The 21,032-nt window shown below is 42.0% G+C and carries 15 protein-coding genes; 12 read left to right on the forward strand and 3 right to left on the reverse strand.

Annotated features, from left to right (window positions below; translation table 11 throughout):
- Positions 1 to 99: 99 nt before the first annotated feature.
- From pepN to rmf, 10 genes are all read left to right on the forward strand, one after another.
- Entirely contained in the window at positions 100 to 2,709 is a 2,610-nt protein-coding gene (gene pepN, locus HW45_RS24430) for an aminopeptidase N (protein ID WP_038230486.1), read from the forward strand.
- Between the two features lie 96 nt (positions 2,710 to 2,805).
- Complete coding sequence (locus HW45_RS29105; protein WP_081875894.1) at positions 2,806 to 3,024, forward strand: DUF2835 domain-containing protein; 219 nt, start codon at positions 2,806 to 2,808, stop codon at positions 3,022 to 3,024.
- A 157-nt stretch (positions 3,025 to 3,181) separates the two neighbouring features.
- Positions 3,182 to 8,026 (forward strand): NAD-glutamate dehydrogenase, encoded by a 4,845-nt coding sequence (locus HW45_RS24435; protein WP_038230488.1) that lies wholly within the window; start codon positions 3,182 to 3,184, stop codon positions 8,024 to 8,026.
- Positions 8,027 to 8,241: 215 nt separating this feature from the next.
- Positions 8,242 to 9,252, forward strand: a complete 1,011-nt coding sequence (gene pyrD / locus HW45_RS24440; protein ID WP_038230491.1) for a quinone-dependent dihydroorotate dehydrogenase — start codon at positions 8,242 to 8,244, stop codon at positions 9,250 to 9,252.
- Positions 9,253 to 9,411: 159 nt separating this feature from the next.
- Complete coding sequence (locus tag HW45_RS24445) at positions 9,412 to 9,957, forward strand: cell division protein ZapC (protein ID WP_038230493.1); 546 nt, start codon at positions 9,412 to 9,414, stop codon at positions 9,955 to 9,957.
- Between the two features lie 569 nt (positions 9,958 to 10,526).
- Positions 10,527 to 12,650, forward strand: coding sequence for a bifunctional 23S rRNA (guanine(2069)-N(7))-methyltransferase RlmK/23S rRNA (guanine(2445)-N(2))-methyltransferase RlmL (gene rlmKL, locus HW45_RS24450; protein WP_038230494.1), 2,124 nt, complete (start codon positions 10,527 to 10,529; stop codon positions 12,648 to 12,650).
- A 6-nt stretch (positions 12,651 to 12,656) separates the two neighbouring features.
- Positions 12,657 to 12,908 (forward strand): glutaredoxin family protein, encoded by a 252-nt coding sequence (locus HW45_RS24455; RefSeq protein WP_081875895.1) that lies wholly within the window; start codon positions 12,657 to 12,659, stop codon positions 12,906 to 12,908.
- Positions 12,886 to 14,808 (forward strand): ABC transporter ATP-binding protein, encoded by a 1,923-nt coding sequence (locus HW45_RS24460; protein ID WP_038230498.1) that lies wholly within the window; start codon positions 12,886 to 12,888, stop codon positions 14,806 to 14,808. Before HW45_RS24455 ends, HW45_RS24460 begins: the two co-directional genes overlap by 23 nt.
- 5 nt (positions 14,809 to 14,813) lie before the next feature.
- Entirely contained in the window at positions 14,814 to 16,796 is a 1,983-nt protein-coding gene (locus HW45_RS24465) for a DUF3466 family protein (RefSeq protein WP_038230500.1), read from the forward strand.
- Positions 16,797 to 16,960: 164 nt separating this feature from the next.
- Positions 16,961 to 17,134 carry a ribosome modulation factor gene (gene rmf / locus HW45_RS24470; RefSeq protein ID WP_006075701.1) on the forward strand — a complete coding sequence of 58 codons (174 nt, stop codon included), beginning with the start codon at positions 16,961 to 16,963 and terminating at the stop codon, positions 17,132 to 17,134.
- A 134-nt stretch (positions 17,135 to 17,268) separates the two neighbouring features.
- Here the strand turns inward: rmf and fabA are convergent, their stop codons facing one another.
- A complete protein-coding gene (gene fabA / locus HW45_RS24475; RefSeq protein ID WP_038230501.1) occupies positions 17,269 to 17,787 on the reverse strand; it encodes a bifunctional 3-hydroxydecanoyl-ACP dehydratase/trans-2-decenoyl-ACP isomerase in 519 nt (172 codons plus the stop codon).
- Positions 17,788 to 17,858: 71 nt separating this feature from the next.
- Entirely contained in the window at positions 17,859 to 19,496 is a 1,638-nt protein-coding gene (locus HW45_RS24480; RefSeq protein ID WP_038230502.1) for a S16 family serine protease, read from the reverse strand.
- A 171-nt stretch (positions 19,497 to 19,667) separates the two neighbouring features.
- On the opposite strand from HW45_RS24480, the gene matP reads away from it, so the two are divergent.
- Entirely contained in the window at positions 19,668 to 20,117 is a 450-nt protein-coding gene (matP, locus tag HW45_RS24485; RefSeq protein ID WP_006075455.1) for a macrodomain Ter protein MatP, read from the forward strand.
- Positions 20,118 to 20,140: 23 nt separating this feature from the next.
- Positions 20,141 to 20,452 (forward strand): DUF3634 family protein, encoded by a 312-nt coding sequence (locus tag HW45_RS24490; protein WP_006075456.1) that lies wholly within the window; start codon positions 20,141 to 20,143, stop codon positions 20,450 to 20,452.
- 99 nt (positions 20,453 to 20,551) lie between these two features.
- On the opposite strand, the gene HW45_RS24495 is transcribed toward HW45_RS24490, so the two are convergent.
- The gene (locus HW45_RS24495) at positions 20,552 to 20,803 is read right to left on the reverse strand and encodes a hypothetical protein (RefSeq protein ID WP_006075457.1); all 252 of its coding nucleotides are present in this window, start codon (positions 20,801 to 20,803) and stop codon (positions 20,552 to 20,554) included.
- Between the last annotated feature and the right edge of the window lie 229 nt (positions 20,804 to 21,032).

Below are 21,032 nucleotides of genomic sequence, written 5' to 3' on the forward strand. Positions count from 1 at the left end.
GCTTTTTTTGTGTCCAATTCTGCACAGTAACAGTTCAAAGGTATATAATCGTCAAGGATTAAGCTAACTATGCTAACGATAATAATATAAGGACAAAGGATGACCGAGTCAGCACCTAAAGCCAAATACCGTAGCGACTATCAAACACCGTCGCACACTATCACAGATGTAAACCTTACTTTCGACCTTCATGAAACCCAAACTAAAGTGACCGCCGTTTCCCAAGTTAAGCAACTTGGTGAGGCAACAACCATGGTACTTGATGGAGAAAATATCGAACTTATTCAAGTCAGAGTGAATGGAGAAGCTTGGAGTGATTTCATTACTACTGATTCCGGTTTGGAGATTTCAAATCTACCAAAAGAATTTGAATTGGTGATTGAAAACCACATTTCTCCCTCAACGAATACTGCTCTTGAAGGTTTATATATTTCTGACGGTGCTTACTGCACTCAATGTGAAGCCGAAGGTTTCCGACGTATTACTTATTTCTTAGATCGACCAGACGTTCTCGCTAAATACACAACGAAAATCATCGCAGACAAAGCAGCTTTCCCATACCTCCTAAGTAACGGTAACAAAATCGAAGAAGGTGAATTGGAAAGTGGTCAACATTTTGTTACCTGGGAAGATCCACATCCAAAGCCTTCCTATCTCTTTGCTCTTGTCGCCGGTGATTTTGATGTATTGCAAGATGTATTTAAAACACGTTCAGGCAGAGATGTCGCACTGGAAATATTTGTAGACAAAGGCAATCTCGATCGTGCTAATCATGCGATGGTTTCATTAATTAACTCGATGAAGTGGGATGAAGACCGGTTCGGTCTTGAGTATGACTTAGACATTTATATGATTGTTGCGGTCGATTTCTTCAATATGGGTGCAATGGAGAATAAAGGCCTCAATGTCTTTAACTCTAAGTTTGTTTTGGCTAACGACCAAACCGCTACAGATACTGACTACTTGGGAATCGAAGCTGTTATTGGTCATGAGTATTTTCATAACTGGACAGGTAACCGAGTAACTTGTCGCGATTGGTTCCAGTTGAGTTTAAAAGAAGGTTTAACGGTATTCCGTGACCAAGAATTCTCTTCGGATTTAGGCTCTCGCTCTGTTAACCGCATTAATAATGTTCGTATTATTCGTGGCCCTCAGTTTGCTGAAGATGCTAGTCCAATGTCACACCCAATAAGACCTGACAAAGTCATTGAAATGAATAACTTCTACACTTTGACGGTTTACGAAAAGGGAAGTGAAGTTATTCGAATGATGCATACGTTGCTGGGTGAAGACAAATTCCAAGCGGGCATGAGATTGTACTTTGAAAGGCATGATGGTACTGCCGCGACGTGTGAAGATTTTGTTTCCGCAATGGAAGATGCATCGGGTATCGATCTGAAGCAATTCCGTCTTTGGTATAGTCAATCGGGTACGCCAACATTAACGGTTACCGATAGTTACGATGAATCTGCGAAGACTTATACGCTTAAAATCTCTCAACAAACTCAACCGACTCAAGATCAAGTTGAAAAGCAAGCGTTACATATTCCGTTTGACGTAGAACTGTATGATGAGAAAGGAAGTTCTCTAGAGTTACGCTGTAATGAAATTGAGTTGAATAACGTGTTAAACGTCACTGAGAGTGAACAAGAATTTGTGTTTGAGAACATATCTTCGAAACCTGTGCCTTCAATGCTTCGCGAGTTTTCAGCTCCGGTTCGTCTCGAATTCGATTACAGCGATGAGCAATTAGCCTTTTTAATGATCAATGCGAAAAACGATTTTGCTAAGTGGGATGCTGGCCAAATGTTGTTGGCAAAGTACATTAAGTCGAATGTTAATTCCGTTCAAAGTGGCAATAGTGTAGAACTACCGAGCCTAGTGATTGATGCATTTAGAGGTGTGCTACTGAACAAAGATTTAGAAGAGGCGTTCATTGCTGAAGCATTATCTTTGCCAAGCTTTAATGAAGTAGCCGGTTGGTATAAAACTGTAGATGTCGATGCAGTCTGCGACGTATTGAAAGAGATTAAATCACTGCTAGCAGATGCGTTACAAGATGAACTGTCTGCGCTATACCACACGTTAACTCAAGCTGATTATTCGATTGAACATGACGCTATTGGTAAACGTTCGTTAAGAAATCTTTGTCTACAGTACTTGGTAAACGTTGATGAATACCAATACTTGGCCGAGCAACAATATCGTGATGCTAACAATATGACAGACACGATCGCCGCAATGACTGCAGCAAATAGTGCATCACTTTCATGCCGCCAGTTATTGATGGACGATTACAGTGAGAAGTGGAGTGATGATGGATTGGTTATGGATAAATGGTTTGCCTTACAAGGTGCCAATCCATCAATCAACGCTCTAGAGAATGTTAAACATTGTATGTCACACAAAGCGTTTAGTTTAAGCAATCCAAATCGTACTCGCAGTTTGATAGGGTCTTTCTTGAACATGAACCCACGTCGCTTCCATGATATCTCGGGTGAGGGCTATCAGTTTGCTGGTGAGATATTGACTCAGTTAAATGAATCAAATCCACAAGTAGCGTCGCGTTTAATTGATCCGTTGCTCAAGTTGAAAAAGTACGACGAAAAACGTCAGGAACTTATCAAAGTCGAATTGAATAAGTTACGTAGTTTGGACAACTTAGCTAAAGACTTATTTGAGAAAGTCACAAAAGCATTAGAGTCATAATCGACAAAAAGCCAATACTGTATATGTAAACAGTATTGGCTTTTTTCTTAAATAAACCTCAGGAAAACCATCTAAATTGCTCAACATTCAAACAATATGAAACAGTACTACTTCAATCTCAGTATCTCGTATCAGAATTACCTTTCTCATTATACTGGTTATGCATCCAGTATTTTAGTGGTCACCGATGAGCGTTTAAAACTGCAGCTTCCCGCAAGTCGGTTTCGACCGTTTTTGACACAATTAGGTATTAAAGGTCGCTTTAGATTGATAACTGACCAGAACAACAAGTTTATACGGTTAGAATCACTGTAACTGCTCCAAATTATAGTGATATGAATAAGTGCATCAGTCACACTATCAAACATTTCCCTGAAACTTCTTCCATTTTTTATTAACTCTTTCTCAATAAAACTTTTACAATATAGAACAAGCCTACATCCCTCATAAAAACAAAAAGTGGAGCGTTTCTATGACCACGCGTGAACCAGTTGTTCCGGTTCTACTGGAGAAAGTATACAAGTTGATTGAATCCAAAGTTGAAGGGAGCAATCAGCCTTTAGTAACTAAACTCGCCAAACATATTTTTAGCAATGTTTCCCCCGATGATTTGCTACAAAGAAATGAATCAGATCTTTACGGTGCTGTTGTTAGTTTATGGCATCATCTCAATGAGAAAAAATACGATGAAGTGTCGGTTCGGGTATTCAACCCGGCGGTTAGTCGTCATGGGTGGCAATCAACTCACACTATTTTAGAAATCGCCGTTCCAGATTCTCCGTTCTTAGTTGACTCAGTCAAGATGGCTCTTAATCGAGTAGATTTGACTTGTCACATCATGCTTCATGGTCCGACTCAATTTGAACGCGATGAACAAGGGCAGATAACATCAGTTAATGAAGGGAAAGGGCACTTACAATCGATTTTCCATATCGAAATCGACCGTTTAAGTGACAAAGCTGAAATGTCAGCGCTTAAGGATGAGTTGGTTTCTATATTCGAAGACACTAGTTTGGTCGTTAATGAGTGGGAGGCGATGTCGGATAAGCTTAAGCAAATCACAAAAGATCTGGTTAAGAACAAAAAGAAACTTCCAATGGAAGCCGATCGTTTTGATGAAACCATCGCGTTTTTAGATTGGGTTGGTAACCACAATTTTACCTTTATGGGCTACAAAGAGTTTGATCTCATCAATGAAGAGGGTGACTCCATACTCAAACCTACCGAAGATAAAGGCTTAGGCCTGTTCGCCAGTGAAGAACGTGTCCGTTCGGTAAAAATTTCTGAGTTTTCCGACTCGGCACGCCTAGAAGCGAAAAAGCCTTTCCTACTTATTCTTACCAAAGGTAATAAAGCAAGTCGTATCCACAGACCCGCGTATACGGATTACATCGGAATCAAGAAATTCGATGCAAATGGAAAGGTTGTGGGAGAACATCGATTTACTGGCCTGTATACATCAGCCGTGTACAACCAAAGTGTATCCACCATTCCACTAATTCGCGAAAAAGTTGATCGTATCTTGGATGCTAGTGGATACCGAAATGGATCTTATTCATATAAAGCGCTTCGTAATATATTAGAAAACTATCCGCGCGATGAACTACTTCAAGCAAAAGAAGAAGAATTGCTTGAGATAGGTATGGGTGTGGTTCAAATGCAGGATCGTGACTTGATCCGCTTGTTTGTTCGTAAAGATCCGTTTGGTCGTTTCTTTAGCTGCATGGTGTATGTTAGCAAAGATCGTTATAACACTCAGCTTCGAAAAGATACACAACGGATCCTTCAAAACTACTTTGGTTGTGAGCAAGAGGTTGAGTTTACGACTTATTTCTCCGAAAGCCCTCTGGCTAGAACCCATTACATCGTAAGGGTTGATAACAATAATATGGATATGGATGTGAAGGCGATAGAAAGAAACCTAATGGAAGTATCAGCGTCTTGGGATGATCGTCTTTCGGAAGCTATTGTTGCCAATTTTGGTGAGAGCAAAGGACTACCGTTATCGAAAGTGTATTCAAGAGCATTCCCTCGTTCATATAAAGAAGACATGATGCCGACCTCTGCTGTGGCGGATATTGAGCGACTTGAATCCCTTGATGAAGATAATAAGTTGGGCATGCTGTTCTACCGACCACAAGAAGCGGCGGCGGATTCCAAAGAAGTTAAACTGAAACTATATCATCGTGATGAACCAATACACTTATCCGATGTAATGCCAATGCTCGAAAATCTTGGTCTGCGAGTGATCGGTGAATCACCGTATGAGATTGTTAAGTCAGACGGCGGAACATACTGGATCCTAGATTTTGCGATGCTACATAAGAGTGATGCGGTTGTCGATCTTCGAGAAGCTCGCGATCGATTCCAACAAGCATTCGCTGCAATTTGGTCTGGTGGTTTGGAAAGTGATGGTTTCAACCGTCTGGTACTAGGTTCCGGTTTAACTGGTCGTGAAGTGTCAATCTTAAGGGCGTATGCGCGTTATATGCGTCAAGTCGGTTTCCCATTCAGCCAGCACTATATTGAAGACACTCTGAATCATTACCCAGATCTAGCAAAAGACCTAGTTGAGTTATTTGCACAGCGCTTTATGCCTTCTCTAAAAGGAAGCAAGAAAGGGCAACAACGTGTTATTGATAAGATCCACAAACAGTTAGATAAAGTAGAAAGCTTGGATGATGACCGTATTATCCGTCGCTATGTCGAAATGATTTCGGCTACGCTGCGTACAAACTACTATCAGAAAGATAACAATGGTGTTAACAAGCCTTGGTTATCTTTAAAGCTTGAGCCAAAGAACATTCCGGAAATTCCAGCTCCAGTACCTGCGTTTGAAATTTTCGTTTATGCGCCGGACATTGAGGGTGTACACCTACGTGGTGGTAAAGTTGCTCGTGGTGGTTTGCGTTGGTCGGATCGCCAAGAAGATTTCCGTACCGAAATACTTGGGTTGGTGAAAGCGCAGCAAGTTAAGAACACGGTGATCGTACCTGTAGGGGCAAAAGGTGGTTTTGTTTGTAAACGCCAACCACAACTATCATCACGTGATGAGATATTTGCTGAAGGTCAACGCTGTTATAAACAGTTCATCAGAGCGTTATTGGATGTATCCGACAACATTATCGAAGGTGAAATTATTCCACCGAAGAGTGTTGTTCGACATGATGAAGACGATCCGTATTTAGTAGTAGCTGCGGATAAGGGGACTGCGACGTTCTCTGACTTGGCCAACTCGGTATCAGATGAATATAACTTCTGGTTGGGTGATGCGTTTGCTTCCGGTGGTTCCAACGGATACGACCATAAAGCAATGGGTATTACCGCTAAGGGTGGTTGGGAGTCAGTTAAACGTCACTTCCGTGAAATGGGCATTGATTGTCAGAACGAAGACTTTACTGCTATTGGTGTTGGTGACATGGCAGGGGATGTATTTGGTAACGGTATGTTGTTATCGAAGCACATCAAACTTCAAGCTGCGTTTAACCACATGCATATCTTCATTGATCCAAACCCACAATCTTCAGCGAAAAGTTGGGAAGAGCGTAAACGATTATTTGATCTCCCACGCTCGAGTTGGGAAGACTATGATCCGAAATTGATCTCAAAGGGCGGTGGTGTTTTTGCTCGCAAAGCAAAATCGATCACGTTAACTCCTGAGATCCAAAAAATGCTTGGGACCAAGAAAGCATCCATGGCACCAAATGATCTTATCAAGATGATTCTCTCCATGGAAGTCGATCTACTTTGGAACGGCGGTATCGGTACCTACGTCAAGTCTAGCGCTGAAACGCATACTGATGTAGGTGATCGCGCTAATGACGTACTACGCATCAACGGCAACGAATTGAAAGCCAAGGTAGTTGGTGAGGGCGGTAACTTAGGTATGACTCAACTGGGGCGTATTGAGTACGCTTTAACTGGTGGTCGTGTTAATACTGACTTTGTTGACAATGTAGGTGGTGTAGATTGCTCCGATAACGAAGTTAATATTAAGATCTTCTTGAATGGTCTTGTGTCTAACGGTGATCTGACAGTCAAACAACGCAATGAAATCCTTGAGTCTATGGAAGATGAGGTTGGCGAAATTGTTCTAGATGATGCTTATTGCCAGTCAGAGTCTATCTCAGTAACAGAATTCCAAGGCGTATCGCTAGTCAAAGAACAGATTCGTTTCATACATACGCTAGAAAAAGCAGGTCATTTGGATCGTGGTTTGGAATATATTCCATCTGATGAAGAGCTGATTGAGCGCGAGAAACAAGGCATTGGAATGACAAGACCTGAGCTCTCAGTGCTGGTGGCTTACGGTAAGATGGTATTGAAAGAAGAACTGGTGACTGATGAGATCGCGACCGATGCGTATCATCAGCAGCAACTGACACAATACTTCCCATCTGAGTTACGCCGTAACTACATAGAAAGTATGTCAACGCATCCTCTGAAGGCTGAAATCATCTCTACAATGCTTGCAAATCAGATGGTTAACGAAATGGGATGTAATTTCGTGACTCGTCTACAAGAAGAGACGGGTGCCACAGTGGTTGATATTGCCAATGCATACGCAGCATCTAGAGAGATCTATGGTTTTGCATACACCTTCGAGCAAATACGTAAACTTGATAATATTGCCAGTTCAGAAGCGCAATATGAGCTGTTGTTTATTGTACGCCGCACATTACGCAGACTTGCTCGTTGGATCTTGAGAAATCGACCTGGCAAACAGTCGGTTGAGCAACTCGTTGCTCGCTATCGTGATGATGTTATGAAAGTAGAGGAAACACTTGAAACTTGCCTTGTAGCTGAAGAAGTAGCGGAACATCGTCTACAAGCTGAAAACTGGGTGGAGCAAGGAGTAGGAAAAGAGCTGGCCAATTATGTAGCTCGTTTATCTAGCTTACTATCCGCTGTTGATATTTCGGAAATCGCTGCAGAAGCTAACTTTAGTGTTGAGCAAGCCTCTAAACTCTATTTCCATCTCGGTGACCGTCTATCATTGCATTGGTTCTTAAACCAAATAAACAGTCAAGGCGTTGACAATAATTGGCAAGCTCTTGCTAGGGCAGCATTCCGCGAAGATCTAGACTGGCAGCAACGTTTGTTGACAGCGCAAGTCCTTAAATGTGGCTGTGGTGGCGATAACGAAGACGTTATCCTGTCACTTAATAATTGGATGGAAACTAATGCGAGTAGTTTGCTTCGTTGGGAAAATATACTCAACGAGTTCAAAGTAGGTAATGTTCATGAGTTTGCTAAGTTCTCTGTAGCTCTCCGAGAATTGAGCTTGTTAAATTTAAATTGTGCAAACACACAATAAATAGATACTGCTAACCGGTTTTATTAAGTGATAAGCGCCTTTTATAGGCGCTTTTTTATTGTCGAGAGAATAATGAGTGACAATGTCACATAATTTGTGTCTTTATTCGCCTAATCGTTTGCGTTTTCGCGAGAAAACTAAAAACTTCATTGCATGTTCAAACAAATAAGTAAATAATACCACCCCGTTTACACGGGTTTTCTATCGGAGGCACAATGCTTTACCGTCTTGCCAGAACTGGCTTTTTCCAACTTGATGCCGAAAAGGCTCACGATCTCGCTATTCAGAACTTCAAACGTTTTACTGGCACTCCTCTTGATCTAGCATATCGTCAACAACTTCCTAATCGTCCTGTTGAATGTATGGGGCTGACTTTTAAGAACCCTGTAGGTCTTGCTGCAGGTCTTGATAAGAATGGCGAATGCATCGAAGCGTTTGCTGCTATGGGCTTTGGTTTTGTGGAAGTAGGGACTGTGACACCTCGTCCTCAACCAGGTAACGACAAACCTCGTCTTTTCCGTTTAGTTGAAGCTGAAGGGATTATTAATCGAATGGGTTTCAATAACCTAGGTGTCGATAACCTTGTAGAGAACGTAAAGAAAGCAAAATTTGACGGTATTCTAGGTATTAATATCGGCAAGAACAAAGACACTCCGATCGAAAAGGGTGCTGAAGACTACATTATCTGCATGGAAAAGGTATACGAGCACGCTGGTTATATTGCCGTAAACATTTCCTCTCCAAATACTCCGGGACTGCGCAGCCTTCAATATGGTGAAGCACTTGATGAGCTGTTAGAAGAACTGAAAACGAAACAAGCGGAACTTGCTGAAAAACATAATAAATATGTACCTTTGGCATTGAAGATCGCTCCGGATCTTAGTGACGACGAGATTGGCCAAATCTGTGAATCGTTGATCAAAAATAAAATTGATGGCGTGATCGCAACGAATACTACGTTGGATCGTTCTATCGTAGAAGGAATGAAGCATGCGAATGAAGCTGGTGGCTTAAGTGGTCGTCCAGTTCAATCACGTAGTACCGAAGTAGTGCGTCTACTTGCTGAGAATTTGCAAGGTAAGCTGCCAATTATCGGTGTTGGCGGCATTGATTCCTATGTTTCTGCGAAAGAGAAGTTGATGGCAGGTGCAACACTCGTCCAAGTTTACTCCGGATTCATTTACCATGGTCCAAGACTTGTTAAAGACATCGTTAAAAACCTGTAATTACTGAAAAGTTACTGGGTCTAACATAAGAGAAGGGGAAAATTGTTTTCCCCTTTTTTTTTGCGTAATCGTTTGTAGAATTATATTCAACTGACAAAAAAGGTAATTAAGCGTTTTACCTAACAGTCTGATTATTCTTTAAATATAAGAGACGGAACGATGCTTAAACCCAGCGATACATGGATCTGGTATATGGATGAGGACGAAGGTTCTCTCATGCTGGATTTGGGAGATGAGATGGTTTTTAAAACCAATCTTTCCCGAAAGCTCCTTGTCGACTGCGCGATGGGTCAGAACAACTTTACTGTAGATGACGCATCCGCGTTCCAAACCTTTAAAGACCAAATAAGCATATTGGGGCTATCTGAGCCTCGACAGGCTGAACTCACACTCTATTGTGTTGCAGCCAAGCGCTTCCATAAGCCCGTTCAGCCAAAGAGTTGGTTCTTTGACCATCAAAATGGCAGCTATCAACCCCAAGAAGGCGATTTAGTCCGATTAGTTAATCAACATTCGGAAGGTTTCTTTATTGTCCTAGAAGTCGGGGAGAGCGCTAGCTTATGTGCCTTAGTAGATTTAGAGTCATTTAGTTTGACTCCAAGTAAAGGTGTTCAATTTGGCCAGAGCATTAAAGTCATGCATGACAGAATGGCTTGTGCACACCAATTTATGAGAATTAACCAGCCCATTGCTCTTGTCGGTTAAGAGCTTAGTAGGGTAATTAGAGCGCAAAATGCGCCAAATAGAAAAAGCAGTGGCAGCTTTTAGTAGTACACAACGATTCCAAAAACGTTCCTCGTAGAAATTTGTCGGCCTTCATGGCCGATTTTTTTTGCCTCAATCCCAGAGGGTACACCTCGTATTTCCCACCATCTTCCTATTTTGTTTCTAAGAAACCTATACCTTTGAATCCTATCTGGTGATATTTCGCATATTTTTTTATCTAAATAGTGACTCTTTTTCTGCTTAAAACAGGGCGTTTTACCGCTATAAATTCCTCCTTTAGCTAAAAATGTAATAAAATTACGCGCCAGAACGTCTATTGGTATAGACCAGAATTAGTGTAAATAAGTATTCACTTCGTCCCTTGGTCAATAAATACGACTGGTATATCATTAATGGCTAATGTAATGATGGTCGCGGCGTTTATGAGTTTCATTCGGTTAAAGCTTGTTCGAACAAACGAATAACTAAGGGATTAGAGTAGGTTTGTTTAGTGAGAAGGCCGTTTGTCAGGTATAATCAACACCATTTTTCACAGTCAGATGAACACTATGAACCAATATCTTGCCGTTACTTCTAATGGACTCGAAAACCTACTGGCTCAAGAGCTTGAGCAATTGGGTTTAACTTCAGTAAAACCTGTACAAGCGGGAGTGAAGTTTAAAGCGTCAAATGAGCAGATTTATCGAGCTTGTTTATGGAGCAGATATGCTTCTCGCTTTGTTAAAGTGCTTTCGGAGTTTACTTGCCAAGATGATATGGACTTATATCTGGCTGCGTCTTCCATTAACTGGATTAATCACTTCCATAGCTCAAAGAAATTTATCGTAGACTTTAACGGCACCAACCGTGAGATTCGTAATAGCCAGTATGGCGCGATGAAAGTCAAAGACGCCGTAGTAGATTGCTTCAATAAGAAGAATTTGCCTCGCCCAAATATCAGTAAAGACCGCGCGGATGTGCGCGTTCATGTGCGCCTACATAGAGATAAAGCGCTTATTGGCTTAGATATGGTTGGCTCAGGCTTACACCAACGTGGCTATAGAACAGAAGCGGGCCGAGCGCCTTTAAGAGAAACATTGGCCGCTGCCATTGTTGCTCGTAGTGGCTGGAAACAAGGGCAAAACATGCTCGATCCTATGTGCGGTTCTGGTACGCTGCTGATAGAAGCGGCCATGCTTGCTGCAAATATGGCTCCTGGTGTTAAGCGTCAAACATGGTGTTTTGAAGCACTTGAAGATTTTGAACCGGAGGTATGGGCAGAGGTTAAATCAGAAGCTAATGTCCAAGCTCGTCGCGGTGTCAAAAAGACTGACAGCAGATTTTGGGGATTCGATAACGACCCTAAAGTATTGAGAACCGCTAAAGAAAATGCCAAACGTGCAGGCGTTGAAGAGTTGATTAACTTTGAGCTTGGTGATGCGAGCCAAGTGACTAAACCTGCCGAGTTCGGAGAAGGTGTTGTGGTGTGTAACCCTCCATACGGCGAGCGCTTGGGCACGGAACCAGGGCTTATCGCACTTTATACCGAATTTGGTAACCAACTAAAAACTCAATTTGGTGGTTGCCAAGCCTCTATCTTCTCTAGTTCAGACGATTTGTTAAGTTGCTTACGTATGCGAGCAGAAAAACAATTTAAACTGAATAATGGTGCGTTACAGTGTCACCAAAAGAACTATTCAATTTCTCAACGCTCCGAAGATGAGTTAGTGGGCAATAAGGACGCACAAGTTGTAGCTCCGGACTTTTCTAACCGTCTCAAGAAGAACATTGGAAAGATTGGAAAGTGGGCTAAGAAGGAAGGCTTAGATTGCTATCGCATATATGATGCTGATCTACCTGACTACAATGTTGCTGTTGACGTTTATCAAGACTATCTGGTTATTCAAGAATACGCAGCTCCCAAAAGCATTCCTGAAGAGACAGCAAAGCGTCGATTAACGGATGTTATTCGTGCCAGTATCAAGGTAACCGGTGTTGATACCAACAACGTGGTTCTTAAAGTACGTGAAAAGAAAAAAGGTTCATCGCAGTACAACAAACTGGCGGCTAAGTCATCAAAGCTTCACGTAAATGAATACGGGGCTCAGCTAATCGTTAATCTTTACGACTACTTAGACACTGGCCTGTTCCTTGACCATAAAATCACTCGCCGTAAGCTTGGTGAAATGGCGAGCAACAAAGATTTTTTAAACCTATTTGCTTATACAGGATCTGCAACTGTTCACGCAGCATTGGGTAGCGCGAAATCAACGACAACAGTTGATATGTCAAATACCTACTTAGAGTGGGCGAAAGAGAACATGAAACTCAATGGCCAAGTTGGCCGTCAGCATCAATATATTCAAGCAGACTGCTTACAATGGTTAGAAAAAGCCAACGGTAGTTACGACCTTATCTTTATTGATCCACCGACTTTCTCGAACTCTAAGCGAATGGAACAATCATTTGATGTTCAGCGTGACCACGTAACGCTAATGACGAACTTGAAACGACTACTGCGCGAAGAAGGTACGATAGTATTTTCGAACAACAAACGACACTTCAAGATGGACTTGAAAGCGCTGGAAGAACTTGGCCTTAAAGCCGAGAACATTTCAGATAAAACTCTACCACTTGATTTTGCTCGTAACAAACATATTCATAACTGTTGGGTTATTACTCACCAAAAGTAAAGGATTATGGAAAAGGAACTTATTCTATACAGTACTGAAGGATGCCATCTCTGCGAGATGGCATTTGAGCTCATATCTCATGTCGGATTAACTGAGCAATTACAAGTGATTGATATTGCTTTTGATGATGAGCTATTTTCTCGTTACGGCGTCACTATACCAGTTGTAAAAAGCGAACAATCTGAAATTAACTGGCCTTTTGACCTTTCTCAACTGAAACAATGGTTAACAGCTAATGGCATTACTTACCATTCATAATGGGCAACTAGCATTTGGTGATCATCCATTGCTAGACAAATCTGATTTCGCACTTCAAGAAAACGAACGTGTGTGTTTGGTTGGCCGCAATGGAGCGGGCAAATCAACGTTAATGAAAGTGCTTGCGGGTGAAATCGTCATGGACGATGGCAAACTGCAGATCACTCAAGATGTCGTGGTATCACGACTTGAACAGGATCCTCCGCGTGATCAGGCTGGTACGGTAGCTGATTACGTCGCTGAAGGACTGGCAGAAGTCGGTGAGTTATTAAAAACTTATCATGCTCAACTGGATTTGGTCGCGCAAGACCCGTCTGAGCGAAACATAAATCGATTGGCGAAAACTCAAGAGAGCTTAGAAGTTGCCGGAGCATGGCGCTTTGAAGACCGTATTAAGAATATTCTTGGGGCTTTGAAGTTAGATGGCAATACACTGTTAACTGACTTATCTGGTGGATGGCAACGTAAAGCTGCGTTAGCTCGTGCTCTTGTTTGTGATCCTGATGTTTTACTACTCGATGAGCCTACCAACCATCTAGATGTAACCACAATCGAGTGGCTGGAAACTTTCCTAAAAGATTTTCGTGGCTCAATTATCTTTATCTCGCACGACCGCGCCTTTATTCGCTCGATGGCAACTCGCATTGTCGACCTTGACCGTGGTCAATTAGTTTCTTATCCAGGTAGTTATGAAACCTATTTGGTTGAGAAAGAGGAAGCATTACGTGTTGAAGAAATGCAAAATGCTGAATTTGATAAAAAGCTTGCGCAAGAAGAAGTATGGATTCGTCAAGGAATTAAAGCACGTAGAACGCGTAATGAAGGACGAGTAAGAGCGCTTAAAAAGCTGCGTGAGGAACGCCAAGGTCGTCGCGAAGTTCAGGGTAAAGTGAATCTTAAACTGGATGATAGTGCTCGTAGCGGAAAAATCGTTTTCGAAGCTAATGACCTCAATTATCAGATTGAAGGCAAAACCATAGTTAAGAACTTCTCCTTTAACATCCAGCGTGGTGACAGAATTGCGCTTATTGGTCCTAATGGTTGCGGCAAGAGTACTCTAATCAAGCTTCTCCTCGACGAATTACAGCCGACATCTGGAAAGTTGAAATGTGGTACTAAGCTAGAAGTGGCTTATTTCGATCAATATCGTGAAGCTCTTGACCCAGAGAAGACGGTGATTGATAACCTTGCTGACGGTAAGCAAGAAGTCATGGTAGGCGGTCGAGAACGACACGCGTTGAGCTATCTTCAAGACTTTTTATTTGCCCCAAAACGTGCCAGAACTCCGGTTAAGGCATTATCTGGTGGCGAGAAAAACCGCTTATTATTGGCGCGTATCTTCCTTAAGTCGAACAACTTATTGGTGCTTGATGAACCAACAAACGATCTAGATATCGAAACGTTAGAGTTACTCGAGGAATTACTTGCTAACTATCAGGGCACGCTGCTCTTAGTGAGTCACGATCGTCAATTTGTTGATAATACTGTGACTACAAGCTGGATTTTTGAAGGTGAAGGGGTTATAGAAGAGTTTGTTGGTGGTTATCATGATGCCCAACAACAACGAATGCAGGTGATCGAGGCAAGAAAAGCTTACGAACCTGTGAAAGAGACTAAAAAGCAAGCAGTTGAACCAGAAAAGAAAGCAACTGCTGTGAACTCTAAACCTAAAAAGCTGTCGTATAAGCTGCAAAGGGAATTAGAGGCACTACCTGCGTTACTTGAGCAGCTAGAGCAAGAATTAGAACAGTTGCAGGAAACCGTGAATACTCCTGAGTTTTTCACTAAACCTGTGACTGAAACACAACCAATTTTAGATAGTTTGTCTGCCAAAGAGCAGGAACTGGAAATTGCCTTTGAGCGATGGGAAGAACTCGAAGCAATGCAACAGGAAAGTTAGTCTTCATGAGTCGTAATAATTTCAAAATTTCATTAATTGCAGCCAGTGTTATGGCTGCAACTTCAAGTCAGGCAGCGTTGTATAAGGTTGTTGAGATTGGGCCTGCTAGCGGTTATGAAGCGGGCCTGTCCAATGGTGTTGATATCACAGAGTTCTATGGTTCGGCCATTGATAAGTCCAAACAGACGGGTACCAATAAAGGTTGTTTTGGAGAGGACTGCTCTTCTAATGCAATAGTAACCTATGGTGATTCGCGTGCGGGATCTGAAGGTCACTCATATCGTCAAGAAGTGCCATTCAATTACGATTCAAGCTTTTATTATACAGACTGGGGTCGCAACAGAGACTATTGCCGAAATGAATTAGGCTATCAAACTTGTGACCCTGCGTGGACAGATAAATTATGGTACAGCTTTAGTGATCACGGTGGTTTACGTCGTGAACGTGATGCATGGAATTCCGCGACGTATAAGTCAAATGCACAAGTATTCAAAAATGGTAGCTTATTCGCTCTGGAGCAACCTCTATCAGCAGCCTATTCGCCGAGTGGGTTTACCTATACACCAACTTCAGGTAACGCAGTAGTTAATGGAGTTGATAGTAATGGTGTAGCAATCGGTAACACGAGTAGTGGCTATTATAACAACGGTTCTAATAGTGCTCTGATCTACCGTCATCGAGGTTTCTGGGGAGATGGTGCAAACCCGTCCATTCTGCTGCCTAAACAAGACGGAAATATTACACAGAAGATGGGTCGTACAATGGCGTTTGACTCATTTAAGCTGGGTAGCAATGAATATATTGTTGGTAGTGCTGCTGTAGCGCCTTTTGATTACAACGATTCTAATAAGAACTATCGTGGCTCCGTAGCAAACTGTATTAACAACAGTACTATTAAAGCTGATCCTGCCGCTTATGCTGATTGTCAAAATTTTGCGTTTGCAACTAAAGCTACAATTTGGGATGTCACAGGCGTAAGTTCTGCCACTGAAGTCCAACCTGATACGTTCTATGGTTGGCAGAATACTGGCGATAACAATATCGACAAAAAGGCAAGCCAAGGCAGTATACGTGGAGTCGCTGTTTCTTCAGCTACCGCTTATTCAGGTAAACCAGTCTTTGTAGGGCTAAATACTACGAAAGATGGAAGCAACTTGTTTATGCAAGCTACCGTATTCACTCCAAATACTGATTTCGCGGCTGATAAGCTTGGAAGTGTAACTTCACGAGTTATTTCTCGAGCAACAGTGAAAGATGGTGATGATTTCGTTTACAGCAACTCAGTAGCTACTGATATCAACACAAACCTTGTTGTAATCGGCGAAGCAAAACGTCGAGGAGATAAACGTGAAAATGGCGCTGCACCTAACCGAATGTTCTTAGCCTCGATCGACTCTAGCGGTAACGTTGGTTCTGCGCAGTACTTTGATGAACTTAACGGTAATAGTGGGATCTTCTTCCGTGGTGCTGGCGGTGAGACGGGAGCTATTAACAACTTTAACGAAATCGTTGGTGCTGTTGATGCCGAACAGTCTACAGAGTATTTTGGTAAGAAACGTCGTCAACGTGGTTTTATCTATCCGTATACTGTTGCTGACTCTGGTGATCAGGACATGATAGACAGACGTGCTATTTTCCAAAATCGACCATGGTTGTTAGATGACTTAACGAATGGTGGTAGTGAGTCTACTAACAATAACCAGTTCCGAATCGTCGATGCAGCTGATATTAACGATGACGGTGTTATCGTAGCGACAGCGCTAAAATGTGAAGGCGGCTATGATACAACTGGCCACAACTCATATTGCGGCAATGGTCAAAAACGTGAGAAAGTAGTAGCGGTTAAGTTGATCCCGATCGCAAATGCAACATCTGCTGACATCCAGACTCGTGCATTAGAAGCCGCTCCCGTAGAGCGTAAAGGGGGTAGTCTCGGTTGGATGGCGATGATTTTTCTAGGGTTCTTAGGGTTACGCCGTAACAAATAGTCACAAGTGACAAAAATCCCAGGTTCACACTTCTGAATCTGGGATTTTTTGTACCTTGTGATCAGCGGAATAATGCGCAATTATTAAAGAGGAGTCACAAAAGCTCCACAAATCTTTAATGGTAGAAAGCTGGGAGACTGGCTTTGTATAATGAGGACCGTACTATGAAGAGACAAAAACGTGATCGTCTAGAGCGAGCTCAATCACAGGGTTATAAAGCTGGATTGAATGGTCGATCGATGGAAACCTGTCCCTATCAACAAATGGATGCTAAGTCTTATTGGCTAGGCGGTTGGCGTGATGCCCGAGATGACAAACATTCAGGACTCTTCAAGTAGTCGGGAGCAAAATTGAAGTATTTTAAGGCCTCATCTTGAGGTCTTTTTTGTGGTTGTTACTTCTAATGCACTATAACTAAATATGTATGAGTAAAATAAACGACTCCGGGGAGTCGTTTATTGAAAACTTCTATTTAGAAAGTTGATGTATCTTTAAAGAGGCCGACTTTTAGGTCTTTAGCAACATAGATCTCTTTACCATCTACTAGGACACGTCCGTCAGCGATACCCATAACAAGCTTGCGATTTACTACGCGCTTCATGTGTAGCTCATACGTTACTTTTTTCGCAGTAGGAAGGATTTGACCAGTGAATTTTAGTTCACCTACACCAAGAGCACGACCTTTACCTTCGCCACCAATCCAACCAAGGTAGAAGCCAACTAGCTGCCACATTGCATCTAGGCCAAGACAGCCTGGCATGACTGGGTCACCAATAAAGTGACAATCAAAAAACCATAGGTCAGGGGTGATATCTAATTCTGCAACAATTAAACCTTTACCAAAGTCACCCTCGGTTTCTGACATTTTAGTTACACGATCCATCATCAGCATGTTTGGTGCTGGTAACTGAGGGTAGCCTTCGCCGAATAGTTCACCACGGCTAGAGGCTAGAAGATCTTCACGGCTATAAGATTCACGTCTGTTTTGCATTATTAAATTACTCCAAATTTTGGTATGAGCATCTTAGTGAACAGGTGTACGCTAGACAAGTCCGACCACGACTAGACAAACCAGTTTTTAACCCTTTCTAACAAAGTTTCCGGTAGTTCAAGTTTTTCAAAATTTTCAATGCGTTCGGCTATCTTTCCAATAACGCTATCTTCGTCTTCACTCTTGAAAGGCTTATTAAGAAGTAGAGGAACCACTTCGTCAACGTGTGTGGCTGACCAAATATGGAACTCACCTTGCTTAATACTGTCTACCACCTCAGTGCTGAGTGCTAGGTGTTGAAGATTAGTTTTCGGAAGCACTACACCTTGTTTACCCGTAAACCCTTGGTGTTTGCATACGCTGTAAAAACCTTCGACTTTCTCATTGAGGCCACCGACGGCTTGAACGCGGCCAAATTGGTCGACAGCACCTGTGACCGCAATTTGTTGATCGATAGGATAGCCAGATAATGCACTTACAAGAGAACACAACTCAGCTAACGACGCACTGTCACCATCAACCTCGCAATAAGATTGCTCAAACACAATAGAGGCAGAATAAGGGAGCGGGGCATCAAGATCCAACTCGGAAGAAACGAACGCCTGCATAATCATCATGCCTTTCGCATGGATGTTACCGCCAAGATCGACTTTTCGCTCGACATCAGAGACATCACCATCGCCAAAGTGCACTACGCAAGAAATTCGAGCTGGTTCACCGTAGGATACTGGGTGCCCAGGTATATCGATAACAGTTAATCCGTTGACCTGGCCAACTTGTTGTCCCTGAGTTTCGATAACAACTTGTCCCTCGAGAATATCGTCAATTGCACGTTCAGGAAGATAGGCTTCTCTGCTTCGTTTCGCACAAATCGCTTCCTCAATATGAGCGGATGTTATTACTTTGTCATGACTAAAAGATGACGCTTCACCAAGCAGTGCTGAATGCCAATCGATGGACAAAGGAAGGTACTGCTTATCTTCTGTTTCACGAGCTCCCGCTTGAAGGAGGCGCAAGTAGGCTGAACTATCTAGGCTATATTCGGGAAGCTGCTTCTCTAGCAGACCATTTACAAAACCGAAGTAAGTCGAGATAGTTTTTTCGGAGACCTTTAGATCACTCTCCAGTTCAGTATACTGCATAAAGCCAGAACGAAAATCATTATCAGCATAATCAAATTCAGCAAGTTGGTCTCGGTCACCAAGAATGATCAATTTAAAGTCTGATTGGAATTGTGGTGGAGATAAAACAGTGGACTGCTTATCAATGGCCACACTATTTAGTGATGCTCCTGATAGCAAAGCCTTAATATTTCCCCAAGTGCTTAACGTACTTAATGCTGCTTGGGTTGAAGCCACAAGAAACCCGTTATTGGCTTGAGAAATTAATCCTGCGGAAACTTCAAGTTGGTTATCAACCTTAGCGTAATGATCAAACAGTAGCGCTGAGTTTGTATCCTTTGTCACAACAACATGTTTGCCTAATGCTTTGAGTGAAGCAGCTATTAGTTCACGGTACTTTAGATTGTCACCATCTTTAACGACTAACACTTTAGATTTACAAGCTTTTGATGTGAAGAATTTGAGAGCGGCTTGTAAACGAGGTTGCAAATCAAGCAGCGATGCTGGTGCAATGTTCGGTGCTTGTTCGATAGTGGTCTGATAGTTGTTGTACTGCGGACAAACGTCTTGCCAAGGGACTAGATTCATTAAGATGCTACTTATTTAAAATTTGGAAGGAGTATACAACGAAACCCGAAGTAACGTTAGTAATAGAGCACGGTTAATCGGGAGCAGATTCTCAGATTTTGTGTTCTTTTATTGAGTTGTCACGTGACTTGGGTTACGCTGTCACTGTAAACAGAGTAGGGACGCAAACCAATGAAATACCAACAGCTTGAAAACCTAGAATGTGGTTGGAAGTGGCAGTATTTATCTAAAAAGTGGCGCGAGGGTGAGAATATCACTCGCTATATTGATACCAGTGAAATCGAGCAGGCCGTTGCGACTTTTAAATCATTAGAACACGAGCCTACTCTGGTTCTTGATTGGATTGATGAGCATATGTCTGCAGAGCTTGATAATAAACTCAAGCAGGCAATTCGTGCCAAGCGCAAGCGTCACTATAATGCAGAACAAGTTCATACCAAGAAAAAGTCTATCGATCTTGACTATCGAGTTTGGGAAAAGCTGTCTTACCGAGCAAACGAACTCGGATGTACGTTATCCGAAGCGATCGAATACTTGTTAAGTGAAGCGTCACGCAGTGAGAAAGCGACCAAGACAGTGAGCAGCCTGAAAGAGGACTTAAGTAAGTTACTGTCTGATTAGCCAGGGAATAGGGAGTAGTTGCGATGTTATACGTTGTTCTGATAGGTGCACTTGTTGTTTTCTGGCTTGTTGCCGTTGACCGTCCAGTTTTAACTGTAAAGTTTGATAACGGTGAACTAGGTAACGTTAAAGGTCATATTCCTCCATCTTTTCGACATAATCTTAAAGATATTGTCGAGCGTGATAAAGCGACAGGTGTTTTAAAAGTTTACCAAACCCGTACCGGTATGAAGCTAAAATTTAGCAACTCAGTAGCGAAAGCATGCCAACAACGAATTCGAAATGTATTCCCACATCAAGGATTCAAGTCAAAAGGCAAAAAGAAATCTCGATGAGTTCCAATTGGTTTAGAAGTGTAGGCGCTGTAAGAAGCGCCTTTTTTAATATACCTAATGCACTATAACTAAATTAAATTGACTCGATAGGATAAACAACTATCCGTGCGCCGCTATTTCTCGTTCATCCCAGATTTTCATTAGGGTACGCCTTGATTCAGAATCCAGCATTTGTATACGGCGACAAGTCCAGTTCTCGGCAATGTAATCAGCCATCTCTAGTGAGATAGGGTTGTTATCTGTTAAATAGGTTTCTAACGCTGCTTCTGCCTCCAATAATGACAACCCTTCGATATCCCATTTTTGAATTCGTGTATAGCTAGTTGTAAACCACTCAATAGGTAAAGACATAGAATATTCCTTTTCTAATAATTCTTGTTGTTCTCGTTGGTGAAATTAGAATTAAACATCTAACTCATTTTGTAAAGAGAATATCTTAGAAAAACACAATAAAAGTTTATAAATATCTAAATCTATAATCAGATTCTATTTATATATGTGGTGTTATATTTACATTGCCATTTCTTTCGTTATAGCTTTGCAATATTGAATTTACATAGTCAATAGATCGTTCCTGCCA

It is taken from the genome of Vibrio sp. ER1A (assembly GCF_000733315.1).
Lineage (GTDB): Bacteria > Pseudomonadota > Gammaproteobacteria > Enterobacterales > Vibrionaceae > Vibrio > Vibrio mediterranei.